The sequence below is a fragment of the Corallococcus sp. CA054B genome (genome assembly GCF_003611625.1).
Classification (GTDB): Bacteria; Myxococcota; Myxococcia; order Myxococcales; family Myxococcaceae; genus Corallococcus; species Corallococcus coralloides.
In genome coordinates this window covers 1-21,786 of sequence record NZ_RAVY01000049.1, presented here as the reverse complement: position 1 = coordinate 21,786, position 21,786 = coordinate 1, and the positions used below count along the sequence as shown (strand labels likewise).

Sequence of the window (21,786 nt, the reverse complement as noted above, 5' to 3'; positions counted from 1 at the left end):
TCAGTGGTCGGTGGCCAGGTTCTTCCAGAAGCGCTCGAGGCTCTCGTCCGCCCCGAACAGGGTGCTGAAGATGGTGGAGTCCGCCACCAGCACGTCGCCGGCCCTGCCGTCGCCAGGCGGCATCCACACCAGGGCGTTGAACTCGGTGTTCCCCGCGTTCGTGAAGGGATGGGGCCGGGTCAGGTCAATGGGCTGTGTCGCCAGGACGCGAACCGAACGGGCGTCGTCCGTCGTGACCGCGTAGTGCGGCAGGTGCATGTGGAAGTTGAAGTTCTGGACCCCGCTGAGCCAGCCGCGGGTGTCCAGGTCCTCGCGCACCGTCAGGGGGACGCTGCGGTTCGTTCCCTCGACGACGGCGGGGCGGAGGCCCCAGCGGTTCTCGACGGGGATTCCCAGGCCCTGCATCAACGAGCGCGCATAATTGCCAAAGCGCTGCTGGCGGGGCACCAGCGCGTCGCCGTGGTGGGCGTGTTCGAGGGCGCGCTCCTGGAGGTCTTCCGAGTGCCCGACGTCATGGTGGGGGCCTATCACCAGGCAGGTGCCTTCGCGCGCGAGGAACGCGCGGACCGCTTCAATCTCCTCTGGAGCAGCCACCTGCTCGGTGACGTTGTGGTCCAGACTGAAGACGAGCAGCGTGTCCGCGTCGGCGAGGACCCGCTCGTCGAGCGGCAGGGTGAAGCCCGCCTGATCCACCCGCTGGAACATGGGGACCGCGTACCCGGTGGCCTCCGCGACGAGCTTCTGGAACCGCACCCAGGCCCAGAAGAAGAGCTCCAGCGAGCCGGAGATGCCCTGCTGGAACCTCCGCGGATCCGCCCACTGCGGGGACTCATACGTGGGCCAGAGCACCCGGCGGACCTCGGTCATCGTCGAGAACCGGTTGTCCATTTCGGTCGGATCCCGATTGGCCTCTCCGGGGTAGCTCCATGACGTGTAGACGCTGACGCGCCGATGCCCCTTCGCATATCGCCGGGGCGCGTGGTCCTGGTTGTACGTCCGTGCGGGCTGGGGGCTCATGACAGGCCTTCTCGCTGCGGTCCTATTGCATCTGCTCGAGCATCTCGGTGAACGCGGCCTTGAGCTTCAAGGCCTTCTTGATCTCATCGCTCGAGAAGTACGGGTACTCGCCGTACTCCAGGAAGCTGGTGCACTGGTGGTCCCGGAGGAACCGGATGAACCCCTGGGTGTTGGTCTTCCAGTCCATGGGAAAACCCTCGAGGTTCTCGAAGGCCGTGTTGATGCCGGAGCGCGTGAAGATGACGACCGCGTCCTCGGTGTATTTGTCGAAATCGGTGTCGAAGATGCCCTGATACATGAACCGGGTGTCGTTATCGAAGAGCACCCAGCGCAGGTAGTGGAGCTTGAGCGGCGCCAGCAGGTGGGGGTCGGCCTTGAGGGACTCGGCCAATCGCTGACCGTAGCCGCGCAGCGTATCGGCGCGCCCTGGTTTGACGTTGGCCACGATGGTGAAGCCGTAACAGGCGGGAGTCTTCGGGAAGATGGGGCCGTACTTCCCCTTCTCGAGGTGCTCGGTCGATTTGGGGATGGCGACTGCTTGAGGTGTGAGTTCCATCGCGAAGCTCCTCTGACGCTCATGGTTCAAGCTCGGGACGGGGCCCGGCGCATGCAAGGGCCGCCGGCCTCCAGCGGCCAGGCTGCGTTTCAAGCGCCAGACCTCTTGAGGCTGGGGACAGACGCATCAAGGACTCACCCCGTGAGGCACCTGACATGTTGTGAGCAGGACCGGCAGCAGCGGCTAACATGCCCGCCCCCGAACACGCCCATGTCGGAAAAGAGGGGCCGCGTGGCATCCGTTGAAGGCATCAACCCGAAGTCGCAGGCCCTGGAGCTCGAGGCTCCCCTGACAGGCGTGCTGGATGCCCTGGCAGCGCTCCCCCCCACCCAGAAGGCCCGCCGCTTCCGGAGCCGCGTGGGGCACCGGCTCGCCTCCCTGGCAAGGATAGGGGTCTTCCTCCTGGTCATCTGGGTCGCTGGCACCGAGGACGGCCCCCTGTCCGTCGTGGCGGGAGTCCTGTCGGTCGTGCTGGGCCTCGTGCTGTGGTTTCGCAGCCTGCTGCCCCGGCGCTTCCACGCGGAGGGCCATCCGGGTGATGCGGTGGAGCGCCGGCCGGAGCTGGTCCGCCGGGTGCTCCTGCGCCTCAGGGAGGACGTCGCACCCGGGACGCCCGTGCGCCTGCGGCTTCGTCCCGACCCGCGTCCCGAAGGGCCGGGTTCGAGCTTCTATGACCTGAAGCTCCTTTCGAAGGCCGGGACGGATGTGCTGGATCCGTGGCTCACGCTGGAGACACGGCTGGCGGATGGCTCGCACCTGCGGCTGAGCGCGGTGGAGCGCCGCAGGAACAAGCTCTGCGTCCCTGGCCCCAACGCGACCCGGCGTCGCAAGAAGTCCAAGGAGTACGACACCCTGTTCCTGGAGGCCCGGCTGCGCGTGAAGGCGAAGCGCCACCCGGACCTCGCGGCGCTGTCACCCGACAGGGCCCAAGAGGCGGTGCGCCTTCCGACCGGTGCGAAGCTCCAGCGGCTGCGCATCACCGGGGAGCACCTCCGGATCCGGATCCGGCTGGAGGAGTCCTGGCTCCCCCATGTCCCGAAGGACGCGGCGGCTGAAGCCTCCCCTGCCCCGGACGCGTCCCGCGCGGTGACGATGATGCTGCTGAGCCTCTACCAGATGCTCCACCTCGCCCGGACGCCCGAGGCCACCAGGCGCCGCCGCTCCGGTTGAGCCTTCAGAACGAGGCGCTCCACGGGAGCGCGGCCCCGCCTGGAGCGAGATTGAACTGTGGTCACCCGCGGCCGGCGGCGTCGCTCCCGGATAGGTCCGCTTGTATGACTCGGCGCCGCCATGGAGCGCGCCGGTGAAGCTGGCATTGTTCTCGGCATGGCCCCACCCCGCACGCGGGATGGATTTGTTTGCTGGTGAAAGGAACCAATCCTTCACAAAACGCATCCAGCGGGAGGGGGGAATGGGTGTCATCCCCGCGGCCTTCGCTGGCCCGCCGGGCTGTGTTGTTCCGGCGGGCCGCCATCCCCACGTTCGGAAAGCCGGCGGGGGTCGCGAATGGTGCTGTTCCTCATGGATGGGCAGTGCGCACCCGCGAGGGTGGTACGCCACTCGACCGCGGCGCGCAGGCTGCGCCTGGAGGTCCCCGGACTGCAGTGGAACACCTTCCTCTGCAAGCGAATCGAGCGAACCTTCGCCACCTGGCCCGGCGTCGTGGACGTGAGCGCGGAGCCCCGCACCGGGCGGCTGCTGGTGCGCTACGCACCGGAGGCCCCGCTGCTGGCCCGGCTGAGCCAGGAGCCCGACGCCCCACCCACTCGCGGCCCCACGCCGCCCAAGGCCCGCCCGGCGCAAGGCGCGCAACGCGGACCTCGGGAGCCGTGGCACGCGATGAGCGTGGACGCGGTGCTGGCCCGGCTGGACGGGACGGATCAGGGCCTTACCTCCGAGGAGGCGGCCCGGCGGCTCAAGCGCTTGGGTCCCAACATCGTGCAAGAGGAGGCACCGCGCTCGCGCCTGGCCATGCTGGGCTCGCAGCTGGCCACCGTGCCCACGATGCTGCTGCTGGGTTCGGCGGGGGCTTCGGCGCTCGCGGGAGACGGGCTGGAGGCGACCGCCATCCTCACGGTGGTGGGGCTCAACGCGGGCATCGGCTACCGCATCGAGCGCCGCAACCAGGAGCTGCTCGCGTCGTGGCAGAAGCTGGAGGCGGGCATGGCGCAGGTGCTGCGCGGCGGCGTCCTGCGCACGGTGCCCGCGGCGGAGCTCGTGCCCGGGGACGTGGTGCTGCTGAGCGCTGGTGACGTGCTGCCCGCGGACATGCGCGTGCTGGAGGCGCACCGGCTCTGCGCGGACGAGGCGCCCCTCACCGGCGAGAGCGAGCCGCAATCCAAGCGGGCCGCGCCGGTGGATGCGCGGGCGCCGCTGGCCGAGCGGACGTCGCTGTTGTTCGCGGGGACCTCGGTGGCGGCGGGACGTGGGCGCGCCCTGGTGGTGGCCACGGGCGCGGACACGGAGATGGCGCGCGTGCGGGAGCTGGTGGCGCAGGAGTCCGCGCCGTCCACGCCGCTGACGCGCAAGATGGGCCAACTGGACCAGCGCGTGGCGGCGGCCTCCGTGGGCGCGGCGACGCTGTCCGCCCTGGCGGGCCTGGCCCACGGCCGCTCCGGGCCCCAGGTGCTGCGCGGCGCGGTGGCGCTGGGCGTGGCGGCGCTTCCCGAGGGCCTGCCCCTGGTGGCGACCGCGGCGCTGCTGCGCGCCATGCAGCGGCTGCACACGCGCGGCATGGTGGTGCGGCGCGTGGTGGCCGCCGAAGCGCTCGGAGGCGTCACCGTCATCTGCACGGACAAGACGGGCACCCTCACGCGCAACGAGATGCGGCTGGAGGTGCTGGACCTGGGGGATGGCCCCCTGGAGCTGTCCTCGCTGCGTGCGCGCCCCCAGGCCGTGCTGGAGGATCCACCCACGCTGGCGCTGGCGTTGGGAATGCTCAACAGCGACGTGGACATCAACCGCCGCGGCAAGACGCTGGAGGTGTCCGGCAGCTCCACGGAGAAGGCGCTGGTGGCCGCCGCGCACGCCGCGGGGCTGGACGGGGCCGCGCTGCGCCGCGCCTTTCCCCGCCGCCACCTCCTTGAGCGCTCCGAGGCCATCCACTACGTGCTGAGCGTCCACCATGCACCCGGCGATGGCACGGTGGCCTTCCTCAAGGGAGCTCCCGAGCAGGTGCTGGACATGTGCGAACGGGACTCGAAAGGGCCGCTGGACGCGCGGGAGCGGAAGCGGCTGGCGGGGCGCAACGACGCGATGGCGGGGGACGGGCTGCGCGTGCTGGCGCTGGCCTGGCGGCGGCTCGCCGGGGACGCAGGCCCCGCACCGACGGAGGGGTACACCTTCATCGGCTTCGTGGGGCTGAGGGACCCGCTGCGCGAGGGCGCGGCGGAGTCGGTGCGCCAGGCGCGAGGCGCGGGCATCCGGACGGTGGTGTTGACGGGAGACCAGCCCCGCACGGCCGAGGCCGTCGCCCGGCAGGTGGGATTGGAGGGGGACACCCTCACCCCGCATGAGCTGGCGGAGCTGCTCGAGCTGTCGGGCGAGGCGCTTTCGGACGGGCTCGCCCGCACCGCGGTGCTGGCGCGTGTGACCCCGGACGACAAGCGGAAGCTGGTGAAGGCCCTGCGCGCGCAGGGAGCCATCGTCGCCATGGCGGGAGACGGCATCAACGACGCCCCGGCGCTCCGGGCCGCGGACGTGGGCGTGGCGGTGGGCGTGCGCTCCAGCGACATGGCGCGCGCGGTGGCGGACGTGGTGATGGCCAACGAGGACCTGCGCAGCATCATGTCCGCGGTGGGCGAAGGCCGCATCGTCCAGGACAACCTGCGCCGGGCGCTGCGCTTCCTCTTCGCGACCAACCTCTCGGAGATGACGCTGGTGTTGGGCGCGAACCTGCTGGGGCTGCGGGAGCCGCTCTCGCCGCTGCAGCTGCTGTGGATCAACCTCCTCACGGACACGCTGCCGGGAATCGCCCTGGCGCTGGAGCCGGGAGACCCGGCCATCCTCGACCGGCCTCCGGCGCCACCGGGGATGCCGCTGCTCACGAGGCAGGCGATGCGGCGGGTGGCGCGGGACGGCGCGCTGATGGCGGGCTTTGGAGCCCTGGGGATGGCAGCGGGGGGCCCGCCGCTGGCGTTCGGGATGCTCACCGCGGTGCAGCTCGGCTATTCGGCCGTGTGCCGCGCGCCCCGGGCGGCACGGCGGCATCTCCCCGCGGACGGCGAGTGGCGCATCTACGCCTTCGTCGGCGGCGCCACGGCCCTGCACGCGGCGGCGCTCACCCTCCCGCCGCTGCGGCGGGTTCTACGCCTTCCAGCGCCCACGCCGCTGACGTTCGGCGGGCTGGTCGCGGGACTGCTCCTCCCGGCCCTGGTGGGCGCGACGCCCGCGTGGGGCGCGCAGGTGGTGCGCCGGGCGCGGCGGATGACTGACACACCCTCTTTCCTGGAGACACCTTCATGAAGTTCGACCTTCCCTCCTTTCTCCTGGGCTACGGCGCGGGCGCGGGCACCGTGCTGGTGACCAAGCATCTGCGGCCGCTCCTCGTGGAGGTGGCCACCTCGGCCTACCACTTCGTCGACATGGTGATGGCGCGCGCCGCGATGAAGCACGAGGACCTCGAGGATCTGATGGCGGAGGCGAAAGCGAGGGCTCGCGGAGGCCACCGCACGCGGCCCACGGACGAAGCCCGGGTCTAGGGAGGAGCGCACATGGTGAAGAGCATCCACGTCATCCACTCGTCGCCGGGTCGCACGCGTCTGCGGCTGCCATGGTTGCGGCGCGCCGGGAAGGAGGCCGCGTCGCTGGCGGACGACCTGCTGCTGCTGGAGGGCATCAGCGAAGTGGAGGTGCGGCCCTTCACCGGCAGCGTGCTGTGCAGGCACGACCCCGAGGAAGTGGACGTCGAGCGCCTGCTGGAGGAGGTGCGCCGGATCACCGGCGCGGACACGGTGGTGCGCCCTGGAGAAGAACTGCCCGACGGGGAGCCCCTGCTGCGGTCCCTCGAACAGGGCAGCGGCCTGGCGCGAGCGGCCACCTCGTTCATCAAGGAGCTCAACGCGGATCTGCTCCGCGCCACCGAGGGCCACGTGGACCTGGGCTCGCTGACGGCGCTGGGCTTCGCGGCGGCGGGCGTGATGAACGTGGCCATCAAAGGAAAGATCGAATCCCCGCCGTGGTTCAGCCTGGGCTGGTGGGCCTTCCGCACCTTCGCCACCATGGAGGAGTTGGCCATCCGGAACACTCCGACCCAGGTGCGCCACGACAACGGCGACGCGCACCCGCCTGGCATGAGCCCCCCCGGCGCCGCCCACTGATGTCGGTCCGCGGTGAGGGCCTTTTGCAAGGCACCAGACAGCGCGGCGGTTGAACCGGTGAGCCTTTGAGCCCCACGGCCCTGTCCCCAACGTCCCGGGGACAGGAGGGGTTCATGACAGAAACAGGTAGCAGTGCGAGGTTGAGGAAGAGGTGGTGCGGGCCCCTGCTCGCCCTGCTCCTGGGAGCGGCGCCCCTGCTCGCGGGCGCACAGCAGGAGCAGGCAACCGCCGAGCGCACCGGGTCCAATGCGAAGATCGACCCCCAGGCCCAGCGCATCCTGCGCCAGATGGGCGACTTCCTGGCCGAGCAGCGTGAGTTCTCCGTCCGCACCGAGGGGACGCTCGATGAAGTGCTCGACTCCGGGCAGAAGGTTCAGTTGCAGCGCGCGGGCGACGTGCGCCTGCAGCGGCCCAACCGGCTGCGCGTGGACCGCGCCGGAGACCTGGCCAGACTGCACCTCTTCTATGACGGCCAGCGGCTCACGGTCCACGGCGAGCAGGCCAACGCCTATGCGACGACGCCCGCCCCCTCCACCCTGGATGCCACGTTGGACATGGCCTCGCAGAAGCTCGGATTGGATGCGCCCGGCGGTGACCTGCTCGTCAGCAATCCCTACACAGCCCTCACCGAGGACGTGCGCTCCGGGAAATACCTCGGCCGCGCCAAGGTGAATGGCGTGCCCGTGCACCACCTGGCGTTCCGCAACCGCGACGGCGTGGATTGGGAGTTGTGGGTGGAGGACGGCCTGCGGCCCCTGCCCCTCAAGTACGTCATCACCTCGCGGGACCTGCCGGGAGCGCCGCAGTACTCGGTGACTTTGTCCGGGTGGAACCTGTCGCCCCAGCTCACCCCGGATCAGTTCCAGTTCACGCCCCCACGCGATGCCACGCGCGTGTCGTTCCTCGCACCGGACTCGCAGGGCGGAGCGCAGCAGCAAGGAGGCTCGAAATGACGACGCACTCGCGCAAGCCCCGCCAGCGGGTGGCGGCGATGTTGCTGGGGCTCTTCTTCCTGGGAGAGGTGCTCCCGGAGGTGGCCCTGGCGTACTACGGCACGTCGCGCCGGGTGGCGCGGCGCACCTCGAGACGCACGGCCACCCGTCAGGATGCCTACTACGGCAACAACACGACCGTGGAGGCGGCCCCCGTGGGCGCGGCCACCGTCACGACGCTCCCCGCGGGCTGCGCGGCCACGACGGTGGGCGGCGTCGCCTATCAGCAGTGCGGCGGCGTCCGCTACCGCCCCTTCTACCAGGGGGACACCCTCGTGTACGTCGCCGAGTAGTCCCTGGCGCTCCGGTGTTCACCCCCGGAGCGCCGCGTCTGGCTGGGACAGGAGTTCCACGTACCCGTCCGTCCCATGCACGCGGATCCGCTGCCCGTCCCGGATCAAACGGGTGGCCTGCTCCACGCCCACGACGGCCGGCAAGCCGTACTCCCGTGCGATGACGGCGCCGTGGGTCATCAGGCCGCCGACCTCCGTCACCAGGCCCTTGATGGACACGAACAAGGGCGTCCAGCTCGGGTCCGTGAAGGAGGTGACCAGGATGTCGCCTGCTTCGAGCCTGGCCTCCGCCATGTCCAGGATGACGCGGGCCCGCCCCTCGATGGTCCCTGCGGAAACCGCCAGGCCGACCAGCGCGCCAGCCGGCAGATCGTCTCGCCGGTAGGCCCCGGCGATGACCTCGCCCTCCGACGTGAACACCCGGGGCGGTGTGAGCGCTTGATACGACCGGAACGCGTCCTTGCGCTGACGGATGAGCAGCTCATCCACCTGGTTCGTGCGCACGACGTCGTGGAGCTCCTGGAGCGTGAGATAGAAGCTGTCTTCCTTCTCACGCAGCACGTGGGCCTGCACGAGGCGCGCGGCTTCTTCCAGCAGGGCCTGCTTGTAGACGAAGTATCGGTTGACGATGCCGTACTTCGGATACTCCCGGTACCCCATGAAGGTCCGGACCCGGTCGATCATCCGCTTCGTCTCCGCGGCCTTCCCCTCCCCGTCCGGCAAGGTTCGCAGGCGCGCCAGCAGCTCCTGTTCCTTCTTCCAGGCCTCCTGACGTCCCTGCTCGAAGCGCCGCGCGCCGGCACCCGGTTCGAAGTTCTGGATGTTGCCCAGGAGGATGGGCACGAGCGTGGTGGGCCGTTCGCTCCAACGCGGCTTCGTGATGTCGATCTCGCCGACGCAGCGCATGCCGTACTTGTCGAGATAGGCGCGGATGGCGTCTCGCGCTTCCCTTCCGCCCGAGAGCGTGTCCATCTGCTCCAGGAAGCCGTCGTCCTCGACCTGCCGCAGGAAGGCCACCACCTCTGGATGCGGGCGGATCACGTCCGCGACCTCCAACAGCGCCAGCCCCATCTCCGACGTGACGTTGTTTGGGACGGACTGCGTGAGCGTGTCGGCTGCGTTCTTCTCGCCCAGCCACGCCTGCAGCTGCTCATTGAGCCACCAGGTGGCCTCCATCCCGGCCATGATCACCTGATGACTTCGCGGCTCGAACAGCAGCCGCTTCAGCTCCTGGATGTCCGTCAGGATGAAGTCGAACAGCGCTGGCCCTGACTTCGTCTGGATGTCGCGCTTCAAGGCGGCGATGGAGGCCTGACTGCGGCCAATCAGTTCGTCGACGATGGCCGGATCGGTTTCGATTGGGGCGGGTGCTCCGCCAGCTGGCGGCCTGCCGGGACTCGCGTCCGGGAGTGGCCGGATGAAGTCGCCGCGGCCAATGAGGGTCTGCAGCGCGTCCCGGATCAGCGGATCGGATTTCCCCAGGCCATCCACCAGGACCGCACGGCCTGACGGCGACGCCAGGAGCTGGGTGATGTCGACGAACAGCCTCCCGCCGGCCTCGAGCATCGGCCGCAACGCCGTCAGCTGGAACAGGGAGAGCCCCAGGGGCTTCATGGCGTCGGTCATCATCTGCTGATGACCGACGGAGACGTAGACGTGGTTCTCCAGGTCGCTGGCCTCGGGGATGGGGAACAGCGTGGTGATGGGACGGCTCTGGACGAAGAAGAACGCGTCGTCGACGAGGCACCATTCGATGTCCTGGGGGCGGCCGAAGTGCGCTTCGATTTGCCGGCCCAGCCGCGCGAGCCGCACGACCTGCGCATCCGTCAGCGCGGGCTGCTGCTGCCGCTCCGGCGCGATCTCCTGTTCCTGCGTCCCGCCCGCCGGCAAGGCGTGGATGGCCCGCTGCTTGGTGCCGATGGCCTTGGAGATGACCTCGCCGTCCCGAACCTTGTAGGAGTCCGCGTTCACCAGTCCGGAGACCAGGGCCTCGCCGAGGCCGAAGCTGGCCTCCACGGAAGTGACCTTCCGGTGGGAGGTGATGGGGTCGGCCGTGAACAGGATCCCGGCTGCCTGCGGGAAGACCAGCTGTTGCACGACCACCGCCATGCGGACCTTCCGGTGATCGAAGCCGTTGCGCAGGCGGTAGATGACAGCCCGCTCGGTGAAGAGCGAGGCCCAGCACCGGCGGATGTGCTGGAGGATCGCCGCTGTCCCCACGACGTTCAGGTACGTGTCCTGCTGGCCCGCGAAGGAGGCCGTGGGCAGGTCCTCCGCCGTCGCGCTCGAACGGACGGCGTAGGCGGCGTGCTCGCCGAGCCGGGCGAGCGCGTGGGTGATCGCCGCGGCCACATCGTCAGGGATGGCGGTCCCTTCGAGGGTCCGGCGGAGCTCGGCGCTGTGCGCGCGGAGCTGCTCGCGGTCGTCCGGCTTCCGGCGCGACAGCCGCTGGAGCTGCGCGTCGATTGACGGCGCCTCCGCCATGAGCCGCTGGAACGCATGCGTCGTCACGCAGAAGCCGGCCGGCACGCGGATGCCGTCGATTCGCGAAAGCTCCCCCAGGTGCGCGCCCTTGCCGCCCACGAGCGCGACCTGCGTCTGGTCGATCTCCTGGAGACCCAACACGTAGCAGCCCATGCGCGCTCCTCCCTCTGGGGAAATGGCGGCACTGTACCTCCTTGATGCCCCCTGGAGGCCCGAACGGCGGCGTGAAATTCTCAAGCGGAAGACACTGACGTCGGAATCAGGGAGGCAGGAGAGATGGACTTTGGAAGTCGGTCCGCGCTGGGTTCGGTGTTCATCATGTTCCTGGGCGCGAGCGTTCCGGCGGTCAGCGCCGAGCCCGCGGCGCAGGGGGAGCTCAAGCGCTTCAAGGCGAGCGAGACGACCGGGGCGATGTACGTCCTGCGCTCGACGGGCTGCCACAAGGCAGGCGACGCCTGCCAGTTGGAGCTTGAGTTGAGCGAAGGGACAGGTGGGAAACAAAAGGCGAAGTTGCCCGCCGGAATGGCGTACGGGATTCAAGCCGCGTCCTCCGAGAGCTGGTCCTCCGGCGAGGAGGAACAGAACGTCACGACCTCCGTCCAGCCGGTGCGGCTGGAGGCCGGAGCGTGGGGCCTCCTCGTCACCCAGGAAGGCGGATTCGAACACGTCCATCGCCATCACCGCCTCTACGTGGTCAAGGACGGCGGGGTGACGGAGGCCTGGAACGGGGATGAGAACTTCGCGGGTCCGGAGAGTTCCCACGTCGGCCCGTATCCGCTGACGCCGGGCTCACCGGTCGAGGGCTTCTACCGGGAGTATTCGTTTCTTTCGGTTGAGCCCGACCAGTGGAAGCTCGACGCCTACCGCTGGGATGCCGCTGGCCGCAAAGTGGTGAAGGAGCTCCGGAACCGGCCCGCGCGCTACGCGGCCATCATCGGAAGCTTCAAGACGGTCCAGGAGGCCATCGCCTCCCGCGACAGCGCGCAGCTGGATCACGGCTGCGCAAGCGGCTTCCTGGTCCTCGAAACCACGCCGCACAAGCGCCTGACGCCGGGGCTGTTCATCGTGACGAGCATCCACCCGGAGAAGAAGGCGGCCGAAACCGCGCTGAAGAAGGTCGGCGCCTGCAATCCGAAAGTCTCTGGTTACGTGAAGGCGCTCTGAGCAGACTCACCGGAGGTCCAGCCTCACCCAACGCTCCAGGACACTGCGCGACGAAACCAGACCCCTCTCCCCGGGTTCTTCGTTCGCCTTGATGCGCCTTCATACAGTTGAAGCTCACACACGCCGCGACTTCAGGTCAGGGGTGGGAGATGGGCCAACCAACAGGAAGCTTTGAAGTCTCCGAGGAATTGCTTCGATTGGGCTCCAAGGGGTCCGCGGTGGCCAACCTCCAGAATCACCTCCGGATGGCTGGATTCTACAAGAACTCAATCGATGGCCGCTTTGGGGCGGACACAGAACATGCCGTCAGACAGTTCCAGTTCGCCAGGAAACTGGGTGCGGACGGGATCGTGGGCCCCTCGACCTGGACGGCCCTGAACACCCTCACCGCTCCTGCCTCGACGGTTGGCAACATCAACAGCCCCAAGGGCTTTCCATTCGAGATGGGGCGAGGGGTCTACAGTGTTGGCCGGGTGTCCAACGGCGACGGCGTGAACCTTCGAGCGCAGCCCCACCTCACCGGCACGTTCAAGAAGAAGCTCTCATTCAACACTCGCGTCTTCGTCAGCCGTGAGCTCTCGGGCGACTGGTATTTCGTGACGCTCGCGGATGGAGATTCCGGCTTCGTCTACAAAAAATACATCAACACCAATCTGCCCGACCCCGGGGCAGTCCTTCATAAAATCAAGAAGAACGAAGGCGCACTGGCCATCGTCAAGCAGCACTACAAGGGATCCACCATCCGATGGGGCCAGGACGAGCGCTATTATGCCAATGTCCTTGTCGAGGCGAACCGGGGTCCAGGGCTGCGCGGCATCTACAAGCCGACCGAGGACGCGGCCTGGGACACGACCCAGACACGTGAAGGCTACCTCATCTGGATTCCGAGCGTGGAGTTCGCCAGGAGCCTGCGTGGCAAGGTGGGCTCGGGCTCCATCACCTATGAACTGTGGCAGGACGTCAAAGCTGCCGCCACGCACGTTGGGAACGCCTACCTGGGGAAACTGGCCTTCTCCGCGGGCCTGATTCACGGCGCGCTCGAATCCGTCTGGGATCTGCTCACAGGGCTCATTGATCTGCTGGAGCTGGCGTGGAAGCTCGTCTACAGCTTGCTGAGCGGCGAGATCGTATCGGACTTGAAGGGCCTGTGGGATCTGGCTGCATCGTTGAACCTGAAGACGCTGACCGAGGCCGGCATCCAGGCTCTCGCCAAACGCTGGAACGATCCAAATCTCCTTCGCCGCGAGCACTTCCGGGGCTGGCTGATCGGGTACGTCATCGTCGAGATCGTGCTGGCGGTTGCCTCTGGGGGAGCCACCATCGTGAAGTGGGCAGGCAAGGCTGGAAAGCTTGGCAAGCTCCTCGCGAAGTTTCCCCGGTTCGTGAAGCTCGCGGAGAAGGCGAAAGGCATCACGAGGCCCCTGGCGATGCAGTTGAACACGCGCGCGGGCTCGAAGCGCGGGCTCTCGCCCGCGCGTGACCTGGCCAAGGCCGATCCACCCAAGAAGACAGTCGCTCTAGAGAAGCAACCGAAAGCCCACACGAAGCAGCCCGGAGTGCCAGGGGTCCCCAAAGGGTGGGAGAAGTTCGCTCGGGAACTGGACGGAAGCTTCAAGAAACGACTCCAGCAGTTCCGCGGAGCCGCGGACCTCAAGCCCACCAAAGGACTTGCCGGCTCCGAGGGGCAGCTCTTCCTGTCGGAGAAGTGGCCCGGCAAAACACTGAAGCGGTGGTTCAAGAGCCGACTCTCAGTCATGGATGAGTCTATCAAGAAGCTAAAAGAGGCGATGACCGCCGTAGAGGCCAATTCCAAACTCAAAGCCGATATCAAAGTCGTGAAAATCAGCGAACAAGGCCCTGATTGGGTGATACGTGATTTTGATTCCAGCTCGATGGAGTTAAGCAGGGCCATGAGCAACTCCATGACTTCGGCCGCCTACCGGCGCGTGGTCACCGAGTTGCAGAGAATGAAGTCCGTGGGGCAACTGCCTCCGGTGCTCGAGGATCTGCTAAAGAAGCTGACCAGGGCCAAGGGGCCTTCGAATAACATTCACTGGTCCCCGGACATCAACAAACTCGTCGTTATTGACATGATGTGAGACTCCATGCGTGACTTCGCCACCCTCCACCGTGAACTCAAGCTGAAGCCGTTCCTGGAGAGCCCGCTGGGAGCCCTGTACCTCTCTCGGGAGGTGCCAGGAACATCCAGACTCATCGTGCGGCACTTCGACGGGAGCCTGCCGAGCACGATGGTGGGCCCCTTCGTCGCGCTGCTGCGCTCGGCGCAACAATGGCTCGAGCGCAATCCCGAACTGGAACGCCTGGTGTCCATTGAGCAGCCGGTCGAGGTGGGCAGCGACTTCGTCGCGCGAAAGCACCACCTCTACGGAGTGAACCTCGCTTCTTACACCGAATGGGATGATCCCCCAGCACCACCTCCGCAACTTGCCCGCATGCAGAAGGCTTTTCGTGGGAGCCTGGGCAAGTCGACCGACCCCAGGGATACGTTCCTGGAGAAAGTGTTGGCCCGGAGCCTGATGGAGGCCACGGCGAAGACGTACTTCGATGATGACGAGGAGCGCTTCATCGTGGTTGACCTCAAGCCCACTGCGGACGAAGTCAAGCGCTGGGCGGCGCTGTCAGCGCCCGGCACCCGGTGACGAGGACTGCCCCATGAGTGATGTCCACTTTGTCTCCATTGGCGGCGGTGCGATCTCGCTGACACATCGACCCAAGCTCAAGGACTTCTCCACCCTGCGTGCCAAAGGGGTGACGCATGTCGTCACCCTGCTTGGGGAGACCGAGGGCGCGCGCCAGCTTGGCGAGGCCGCGACCCGCGCGGGCCTCGGTTGGATTTGGGTTCCGTTTCACGGCGGAGCGGTCCCCGCCCCCGAGCGGACCCAGGAACTCAGGCAGGTGTTGCGCCAACTGAGCGCCATCATTGAGGGTGGCGGCAAGCTGCTCATCCACTGCTCGGCGGGGATTCACCGCACGGGCATGTTCGGCTACGCGCTCTTGAGACAACTCGGACTGAGCGCCGAGGCTGCGCGCGCCAGGCTCGCAGAGTTGCGTCAGGTCACCGCGGAGGGCGTAGGCCCAGACCGCCTGGCCTGGGGGGATGCGCTGGTAGAGCCCTGGTCCTGCACTTCTGGGTGAGGTCAGCCTCGAGGAGGTGGACGAGCCGGTCACAACGCGGGTGGACCACCTCTCCCTCACAGGTGGGGGAAGCGCGCCACGGTGCGCCCGCCCAACAACACGGGAAGCTTCAGGCTCAGGACGACCGCCCCTTCGAAGCCATACCGGGGCCGGGGGTCCTCCGCGGCGGACAGAGGGATGCCCAGGCGTAGGCCCACCGAGCCGTAGATGAAGGAGAAGTAGGGCGTGACCTGGAGCCCCGTCGTGGCCACGTGCGCCCGGGATTCCGTTTCGTGCATCACGCCCAGCTCCAGCCCCAACAGCAGGAGGCTGGCCTGGACGCCTGCGCTCAGCCGGGTATGCGAGTCCTCCATCCGCTGCGCCTGGCCGAACACGCCGAAGGCATGGATGTCATCCGCGATATTGAGGGACGCCTCCAGGCCCACTCCCGTCCCTCGCGCCGAACTGCTGAACAGGGGACCCACCATGAGCCAGGTCTCGTCCCGAGGCATCGAAGGCGTTTCAGCGTGGACCACGGACGCAGTGAGCACGCAGAGAAGAAGCAGGAGGCGCTTGGACATACCGCACATGTTAGCAATCTGCATGCCTGCGGCCGTGTCCTCTGGGAGCCATGGCGTTGCGTGTGCAGCGGGCTGCACGGTGCGCACCGGCTGGCACGGATGCGGACGTCAGCCCGGCTTCAGGTCGCGTCGTTGTCGCGCAGCATGGCCAGGTACTCCGCGAACTGCGGGAGCGTCTTCACCTGGGGCAACTCCAGGTAGTACCGCCGCTCGTAGTCCTCGATGATGTCTGGGGTGAGCGGCGCATCATGGATATCCCACGTGAGGTTGTAGAGGGCGTGGAGCTTCTCCATGTCAAAGGGCTCCTTGCCAGACGTGGCCCGAGCCTCCGCCACCTGCTCCCGCTCGGTGGCCTTGCGCTGCTGGAGCGCGGCGCGGAGTTGCTTCAGGGTGTCTTCGGCGGAGGTCGGCATACAGGTTCCTCTCAGCTACGCAATGGCATCCCGGCGGAGACTGTCTCCAATCGCAAGCGTCCCTCCCGGAAGTCCACGTCGCGCAGGTCCGCGCCGTCGAAGCGGTTCGACGACAACTCCGCGCCCTCGAAGCGGGCGCCCCGGAGGTTCGCACCGGAGAAGACGGTCCGGTAGCAGCGGGCCTTGCTGAAGTTCGCCTCGCGCAGGTCCGTTGAACTCGCCGGGGACGTTGAAGGGAGTGGCGCCGAAAACGCGTCGAGCGGTCATGAAGCAACTGCATACACAACCGGGACCCTCGCGGAAAGTGAACCCATGCCCTCACCCGCGGAGCCCCTCGTCTCAGGTCGTGCCCTGCTTCAACGCGGACGCGGAGCGCAGCAGGCCCGCGCCGCTCACGATGAGGATCCCGGTGAGGACCAGCACCGCGCCCACCGCGAAGGACAGGTCCGCCTGTTCATTCAGCACGAGGATGCCCGCGCTGATGCCGAACAGGGGCGTCATGAACGAGAAGACCGACAGGTTGGAGGCGAGATAGTGGCGCAGCAGCCAGAACCACACGAGGTAGGTGGCGAAGCAGACGATGACGCACTGGAAGAACAGGCTCGCCCAGGCCACGGGGGTCATGGTGATGGGGCCGGCCTGTCCCGTGAGCAGGGCCACGGGGAGCAGCAGCGCGGCGCCCCCCACCAGCTGATACAGCAGGGTCTGCGTGGGCGGTGCGTCTGACAGCGAGGAGGTGCGGATCACCACCGTGGTGGCCCCCCAGGCCAGGCCCGCGAGCAGCCCCATCGCATCTCCGCGGAGCACGCTCGGGCTGAGGCCGCCTCGCAGCCAGCCGCCGCCAAACGCCAGCGCGATGCCCGCGAAGGCCACGCCAATCCCCAGCCACTGCGTCCGCTTCAGCCGCTCGGAGGGCACGAGCCAGTGCAGCCCCAGCGCGGAGAAGACGGGCGCGGTGTAGAGGAAGACGCCCATGTGCGAGGCGTTCGTGTGTCGCAGCCCCTCCGCCACGAAGAGGAACTCCAGGGAGAAGAGCACGCCCACGAGCAGGCCGGCGCGCCACGGCCCGCGGCGCAAGAGCCCCCGCTCGCCCCGCACCCAGCACAGCAGCGCCACGAGCAGCGCGGCCACGCCCGAGCGCAGCGCCATCTGCATCAGGTTGGGAACGTAGGGAGCGGCCATCTTGACGGCCACCTGCTGGAAGCCCCAGATGGCGCACAGCACGACCATGGTCGCGAGCGCGAAGCCATCCGCGGGTTTTCGTTGGGAGCTCATGACTTCATCCTGCGGCTGACGGGGTGGATGGATATAGCGAGATTCCGACAACCCATCCCGAGAAGCCGCCATGGCGAAGCAGCTGCAAGTTCCCTTCACCTCAAAGCTTCCACACCCCGTGTATTTCCGCGCGGCGAACCTGCCCGCGGCGGCGGCCTATCCGCGTCACCGACATCCCTGGGGTGAGTTCGTCTACGCCTACAGCGGGGTGATGGAGCTCAAGCTGGCGGACAGCCACTACCTCGCTCCTCCGCAGTACGGCATCTGGCTGCCGCCCGACCTTGAACACCGGGGCATGAACCGCTTCGAGGCGAGCCACAGCTCGCTCTACCTGGACCCCGCGTGGTGCCGGGGACTGCCCAGGACGGCGTGCGCGATGGCGGTCAGCCCGCTGATGAAGTCCCTGATGGAGCACCTGCGCACCCATGAACTGGCGCAGCCACGCACCAGCGCCGAGCGCAGGTTGTTCCGGGTGCTCATCGACCAGTTGGCGCTGGCCCCCGCCCATGGGAGCTACCTGCCCATGTCCGATGATCCGCTCCTCCAGCCGGTCCTCACGGCGCTGGAGCAACACCCGGAGGATGAGCGCTCCCTGGCTGAATGGGCCAAGGTGCTGCACACCACGGAGCGCACGCTGGAGCGGCGCTGTCAGCAGCACCTGGGCCTGTCGTTCAGCGAATGGCGCCAGCGGCTGCGCGTGGTGAAGGCGCTCGCGATGCTGGAGCAGGGACACGCGGTGGAGGCCATCGCGCTCGACTTGGGCTACAGCAGCGCCTCCGCCTTCATCGCGATGTTCCGGCGGATGACGGGCACCACGCCGGACAAGGTCCGCGGCCACGGCTTCGTGGCGTCGTGAGGGAACGGTGCGCTTGCGTCGCGGGACCGGAAGCGCACCCGGCGCTGACCTGGGGCTCAGGGCACCGCGCTCACGTCCACGTCGACGACGCGGGGCTCCTCGGTGCTCGTCGTGCCGGTGATCGCGGGCATCCTGGCGGACACCTTGAGCGTCAGCGCCCATTCGCCCGTGCTGAGCTGGGAGGGCACGTACTTCCAGGAGAGGCGCACGGGCCCCGTGGTCTCTCCCTCGGCCTGGAGCGCCGTGCGCGCCCGCTCCTCGATCTGCGCCGTCGTCAGCCGCGTCCGGAGCAGGTGTCCCGTCCGGGCCAGGGCCGGCCAGCTGATGAGCGCGCGCTGGAAGCTGCCATCCGGCCCGTGGGAGACCACCGCGCGGTGGCCCTCCACGCGAATGCCATTGATGGCACGCATCACGAAGGTCTTGTGGCGGTGGAGCGAGGGCGCTTCGAGGGCCCCATCGTCCTCGCCCTGGCTGAACGACTTCACCTGTCGCACCAGGCCCAGCTCCGCGGTGGGGATGCCCCAGCGCTGCAGGCGGGCCAGGGCGGTGCGCTGCAACACCGCGGGCTCCTGCGGCGTCTCCGGGCCACTGGGGACCTTGTTCAGCACCAGCACCTGGCCTTCGGACGGGTCGCGCTCCAGCGTCCAGGACTGGGACTCCAGATCCGCGCGGGCCCCCACCGTCTCCGTCTGGGTGAAGGGCTCGGTCGTTCCCACCAGGGAGCCCTGCAGCGCGGCGGCATCAAACGCCGTGCGGGGAAGCAGCGTGGTGGGGATTCCTCCCGTGGGCGGCGTGGCGATGGCCGTGGAGTCGAAGATGAAGCCGAGGGTCGCCTGGGCGGACTGGGTGGTGATTTCGGCGGGCTCCATGAGCGCGCCGCTGTCACAGCCAGACGCGGCGGCGAGCGGCAGGACGGTCAGGAATCGGATGAGCAGATGGCTTTTCATGGCGGTTCGTTCTTTCTGTTCGAGGTCGATGACGGGAGGAGTCACTCGGGCAGCTTCTGCCCGCCGGAGGGCTCGCAGCCCCCCACGTAGAAGATGTGGGAGGCGACCTTGCGCCCCGTGGACTTGCGGTCCCGCCAGCCGCCGTTCTCGTACATCGCGATGCGCTGCGCCTTGGTTTCACCGAAGACGATGGACACCGGGCAGTCGTCGTTGTTCGCGCCCTCGTCGACGTCGTAGGCCGCGTCGATCCAGTTCTCGCCCGCGCCATCGCGCCGCGAATTGGCCGCGTAGCCCTTCACGTAGGTCTTCACGAAGTTGCCGCACGACGAGTTGCCGTGAAAGGCATTCCACATGGTGAAGCCGCTGGTGGGCGTCACGAGCGCCCGCCGGTACCCACCCTGCTTCCAGACCTGGTAGTCGCCAGACTGGCAGGCCTTCACGACGGCGATGTTCAGCTTGCCGTTGCCCAGGCTCATGTGGGTGTCGGTGACGGCCGAGCACGCATCCGCGTTGGTCCCCATCACGAGCCAGCTGCGCAGGTTGGCCTCGTTGTGGCCGCCGTGGGTGTGCACGAAGAGGACGTCCGCGTCGTCCACGCCGAAGTTGGCCTGGGTGTCCTTCGCGTCGGCCGGGACCTTCGAGGCGTCGGTCCAGAAGTCCGCGCGCGCACTCGAGTTGTTGATGGTGCGGACGTCCGACCAGAGGCCGGTGCTCATGAGTGAGTTGAAGTAGTTGGCGAACTCCGCCGCCGTAGCCGTATGCACGGAGTGCGATTCGGCATTGCACTGCCCCGGGCCTCCGAAGTTGGCGATGCCGTAGACATGGGTTTCGTTCGCCAGCGCCGCCGCGGGCAGGAGCAGCGCGAGCGCCGCGCCCGTCCACAGGTGTGTCTGCATCCGGAGTTTCATGGTCCGTCCTTCCCCCGTCTGGGGTTTGGGTGATGGCCCATCAACGAAATCCGGGCGGAATTTCCCTCACCCCCTTCGCGAGAAAGTCGGGGGACTGAACGGAGGGCCAGGGGGTGTTAGGGTGGAAGGTCCCGTGAACGAACTGCCCCTGCCCAAAGAGTCCCACCTCAAACCCTTTCCATTCGTCGCGCCCCACCGGGTCGTCGCATGGGCGGTCTGGATCGGCATCTTCCTCGTTGCCTACAACTTCTTCGCTGTCAGCCGCGGCGAGGAGGCGGCTCGGGATGCCCTGGGGTCGCGGTTCTACGTCCCGCTGCTCGTCACGGTCTTCCTGACGCTGTTCGCCTTCTTCTACTGGCGGATCCGCCGCTGGGCGGGGGCGTACCACCAGGGAGTCTCCTTCTTCAGCGCGGGGGACGAACAGGAAGCGTCCCGCCGCTTCGAGGAGGCCGCCCGCCGCGCCACGCAGGGGCCACAGCGGGCGGTGTCGGTCGCCATGATGGGTCAATGCCAGTTGGCACAGGGGAACACCGGGCGCGCGCTGGAGCTCTTCGGTTCGGCGGAGCGCTCCGGCAAGCTCCGGAGCTCCGTCCCGGCGATGCACCGGTGGATGCCGGGCCTGATCTCCATGGCGCGCCTCGCAGAGGGGGACCTTGCTTCCGCGCGCGCCTGGCTGGCGGAGGGACGCAAGCGCAACGGCGACCTGCCTCCCATCTATGCGCTGCTGCCGGAGGTCGCGCTCCTCTGCCGCGAAGGCAACCCCGCCGCCGCCGTGTCCGCGCTGGATGCGCGGGCGGGCGAAGCGGATGCGCTGGTGGGGCGGGACGCCCGCCGGCTCAAGCTCCTCCGGGCCTTCGCCCTGGACGCAATGGATCCGGCGAGCCACACGGCGGCCATCGATGCCGCGCTCGCGTCCCTGCGGCCCACGCGCCCCGGCGACTTCGAGCTCCTCTCCGCCCGGTGGCCCGAGCTGCAAGCCTTCCTGGAGCGGCGGGGGCTTTCCCACGCGGCGTAAGGAGGGACGGATGCCACGCAAGAAGCAGGAGTACGGTCTCAATCACGCGGACCGCGTCGCTGAAATCGAACGGAAGTTCGGACGCGACCAGGTGGAACCCGTGCTCGCGCAGCTGAGTCAGGTTTCGCATCCCACGGAGAAGTTGCTGGGCGCCATTGTCTTCCTCGCCAGGAAGGGCCACGTCAAAGACATCGCCCTCACGGTGGCGGCCGCCAACAAGAACCCTTCCGAGGTCATGAATGCTGCGACCGTCAAGGAAGAGCGAGGGTAACGGGTCGTGCGCCGGGCTCGGAGCCGCCCGGGCTCGCCCAGGGCAGCGACGTGAGGGCCTCGCAGGCTGTTGCTGAACTGCTCCTTGCTGCGCCGCCAGCACAGCGTCCGCTATGTCCTTCACTCTGCGCAGCGGATGATCCGCCGGGACCCGGCCCCGGCGTCCTCAAGCGGAACAGCGTCGTCTGCTGCTGGGCCGTCCGCGCATCGCGGCCTCCGATGCGCGAAGGGCACCACGTCACGGTACGCGGCGTCGGTCCCTCAGAGGGATTTCCTCAGGTCGCAGTTTGTCCTGAGTCAGGGCCTACACAGAACAGGGCAGCTAACTTGAGACTGGCCGGGCCACGAGGCCAGTGGATAACGTGGACCACCAGACACACCGTCGTTCTTGGCAGAGGAAAGTGTCCACGGACTTTCCTTCTCCAGGAAGCCCGTCTAACCCCCTTCAGGGAAGTTGGGTAAGGGACCGGCGGTTGCTCCATGGAGGGGGCGCTTCCATGGCGTGGCAGCCGAGGCATTGGACGGCCCAGCAACTGGAGGAGCGGCGGCTTGCGGCCGGACG

22 protein-coding genes are annotated in these 21,786 nt (G+C 68.0%); 13 read left to right on the top strand and 9 right to left on the bottom strand.

What is annotated here, in order from left to right; genetic code table 11:
* Together D7V80_RS14870 and D7V80_RS14865 are read right to left on the bottom strand one after the other, a co-directional pair.
* On the bottom strand, window positions 1–1,017 hold the full coding sequence (locus D7V80_RS14870) for a hypothetical protein (protein WP_233585367.1): 1,017 nt from the start codon (window positions 1,015–1,017) through the stop codon (window positions 1–3).
* A gap of 22 nt (window positions 1,018–1,039) precedes the next feature.
* On the bottom strand, window positions 1,040–1,573 hold the full coding sequence (locus tag D7V80_RS14865) for a hypothetical protein (RefSeq protein ID WP_120588788.1): 534 nt from the start codon (window positions 1,571–1,573) through the stop codon (window positions 1,040–1,042).
* A gap of 231 nt (window positions 1,574–1,804) precedes the next feature.
* Between D7V80_RS14865 and D7V80_RS14860 the strand changes: the two genes are divergently transcribed.
* From D7V80_RS14860 to D7V80_RS14835, 6 genes are all read left to right on the top strand, one after another.
* Window positions 1,805–2,743, top strand: a complete 939-nt coding sequence (locus D7V80_RS14860; protein ID WP_120588787.1) for a hypothetical protein — start codon at window positions 1,805–1,807, stop codon at window positions 2,741–2,743.
* Window positions 2,744–3,079: 336 nt separating this feature from the next.
* Window positions 3,080–6,037: an HAD-IC family P-type ATPase gene (locus D7V80_RS14855; protein WP_120588786.1), complete on the top strand. Its 2,958-nt coding sequence runs from the start codon at window positions 3,080–3,082 to the stop codon at window positions 6,035–6,037.
* Entirely contained in the window at window positions 6,034–6,273 is a 240-nt protein-coding gene (locus D7V80_RS14850; protein WP_120588785.1) for a hypothetical protein, read from the top strand. The genes D7V80_RS14855 and D7V80_RS14850 overlap by 4 nt, the downstream gene beginning before the upstream one ends.
* Window positions 6,274–6,285: 12 nt before the next feature.
* Window positions 6,286–6,891: an HMA2 domain-containing protein gene (locus D7V80_RS14845; RefSeq protein ID WP_120588784.1), complete on the top strand. Its 606-nt coding sequence runs from the start codon at window positions 6,286–6,288 to the stop codon at window positions 6,889–6,891.
* Window positions 6,892–7,031: 140 nt separating this feature from the next.
* Window positions 7,032–7,844, top strand: coding sequence for a DUF2092 domain-containing protein (locus D7V80_RS14840; protein WP_158616633.1), 813 nt, complete (start codon window positions 7,032–7,034; stop codon window positions 7,842–7,844).
* A complete protein-coding gene (locus D7V80_RS14835; protein WP_120588782.1) occupies window positions 7,841–8,176 on the top strand; it encodes a hypothetical protein in 336 nt (111 codons plus the stop codon). The genes D7V80_RS14840 and D7V80_RS14835 overlap by 4 nt, the downstream gene beginning before the upstream one ends.
* An 18-nt stretch (window positions 8,177–8,194) precedes the next feature.
* Here the strand turns inward: D7V80_RS14835 and rph are convergent, their stop codons facing one another.
* Window positions 8,195–10,813, bottom strand: coding sequence for a rifamycin-inactivating phosphotransferase (rph, locus tag D7V80_RS14830; RefSeq protein ID WP_120588781.1), 2,619 nt, complete (start codon window positions 10,811–10,813; stop codon window positions 8,195–8,197).
* 165 nt (window positions 10,814–10,978) lie between these two features.
* On the opposite strand from rph, the gene D7V80_RS14825 reads away from it, so the two are divergent.
* The 4 genes from D7V80_RS14825 (at window position 10,979) to D7V80_RS14810 (ending at window position 14,980) form a co-directional block, all read left to right on the top strand.
* On the top strand, window positions 10,979–11,824 hold the full coding sequence (locus D7V80_RS14825) for a hypothetical protein (protein WP_147447106.1): 846 nt from the start codon (window positions 10,979–10,981) through the stop codon (window positions 11,822–11,824).
* A 149-nt stretch (window positions 11,825–11,973) separates the two neighbouring features.
* Complete coding sequence (locus D7V80_RS14820) at window positions 11,974–13,923, top strand: peptidoglycan-binding protein (protein ID WP_120588779.1); 1,950 nt, start codon at window positions 11,974–11,976, stop codon at window positions 13,921–13,923.
* A 6-nt stretch (window positions 13,924–13,929) separates the two neighbouring features.
* The gene (locus D7V80_RS14815; protein WP_120588778.1) at window positions 13,930–14,484 is read left to right on the top strand and encodes a DUF4604 domain-containing protein; all 555 of its coding nucleotides are present in this window, start codon (window positions 13,930–13,932) and stop codon (window positions 14,482–14,484) included.
* A gap of 13 nt (window positions 14,485–14,497) precedes the next feature.
* Window positions 14,498–14,980, top strand: coding sequence for a tyrosine-protein phosphatase (locus D7V80_RS14810; RefSeq protein WP_120588777.1), 483 nt, complete (start codon window positions 14,498–14,500; stop codon window positions 14,978–14,980).
* A 56-nt stretch (window positions 14,981–15,036) separates the two neighbouring features.
* On the opposite strand, the gene D7V80_RS14805 is transcribed toward D7V80_RS14810, so the two are convergent.
* The 4 genes from D7V80_RS14805 to D7V80_RS14790 form a co-directional block, all read right to left on the bottom strand.
* The gene (locus D7V80_RS14805; protein ID WP_147447105.1) at window positions 15,037–15,447 is read right to left on the bottom strand and encodes a hypothetical protein; all 411 of its coding nucleotides are present in this window, start codon (window positions 15,445–15,447) and stop codon (window positions 15,037–15,039) included.
* 212 nt (window positions 15,448–15,659) lie between these two features.
* Window positions 15,660–15,953 carry a hypothetical protein gene (locus D7V80_RS14800; RefSeq protein WP_120588775.1) on the bottom strand — a complete coding sequence of 98 codons (294 nt, stop codon included), beginning with the start codon at window positions 15,951–15,953 and terminating at the stop codon, window positions 15,660–15,662.
* Between the two features lie 11 nt (window positions 15,954–15,964).
* Entirely contained in the window at window positions 15,965–16,159 is a 195-nt protein-coding gene (locus D7V80_RS14795) for a pentapeptide repeat-containing protein (protein ID WP_120588774.1), read from the bottom strand.
* A 133-nt stretch (window positions 16,160–16,292) separates the two neighbouring features.
* Entirely contained in the window at window positions 16,293–17,228 is a 936-nt protein-coding gene (locus D7V80_RS14790) for a DMT family transporter (protein WP_014395976.1), read from the bottom strand.
* A gap of 70 nt (window positions 17,229–17,298) precedes the next feature.
* On the opposite strand from D7V80_RS14790, the gene D7V80_RS14785 reads away from it, so the two are divergent.
* Window positions 17,299–18,084, top strand: coding sequence for a helix-turn-helix transcriptional regulator (locus tag D7V80_RS14785; RefSeq protein WP_120588773.1), 786 nt, complete (start codon window positions 17,299–17,301; stop codon window positions 18,082–18,084).
* A 56-nt stretch (window positions 18,085–18,140) separates the two neighbouring features.
* Here the strand turns inward: D7V80_RS14785 and D7V80_RS14780 are convergent, their stop codons facing one another.
* Window positions 18,141–19,031, bottom strand: a complete 891-nt coding sequence (locus D7V80_RS14780) for a hypothetical protein (protein ID WP_120588772.1) — start codon at window positions 19,029–19,031, stop codon at window positions 18,141–18,143.
* A gap of 41 nt (window positions 19,032–19,072) precedes the next feature.
* A complete protein-coding gene (locus tag D7V80_RS41785; protein ID WP_158616631.1) occupies window positions 19,073–19,939 on the bottom strand; it encodes a hypothetical protein in 867 nt (288 codons plus the stop codon).
* 133 nt (window positions 19,940–20,072) lie between these two features.
* Between D7V80_RS41785 and D7V80_RS14770 the strand changes: the two genes are divergently transcribed.
* Both D7V80_RS14770 and D7V80_RS14765 read left to right on the top strand, forming a co-directional pair.
* On the top strand, window positions 20,073–20,954 hold the full coding sequence (locus D7V80_RS14770) for a hypothetical protein (RefSeq protein WP_120588771.1): 882 nt from the start codon (window positions 20,073–20,075) through the stop codon (window positions 20,952–20,954).
* Window positions 20,955–20,964: 10 nt separating this feature from the next.
* Window positions 20,965–21,225 carry a hypothetical protein gene (locus tag D7V80_RS14765; RefSeq protein WP_120588770.1) on the top strand — a complete coding sequence of 87 codons (261 nt, stop codon included), beginning with the start codon at window positions 20,965–20,967 and terminating at the stop codon, window positions 21,223–21,225.
* The last annotated feature ends 561 nt before the right edge of the window (window positions 21,226–21,786 follow it).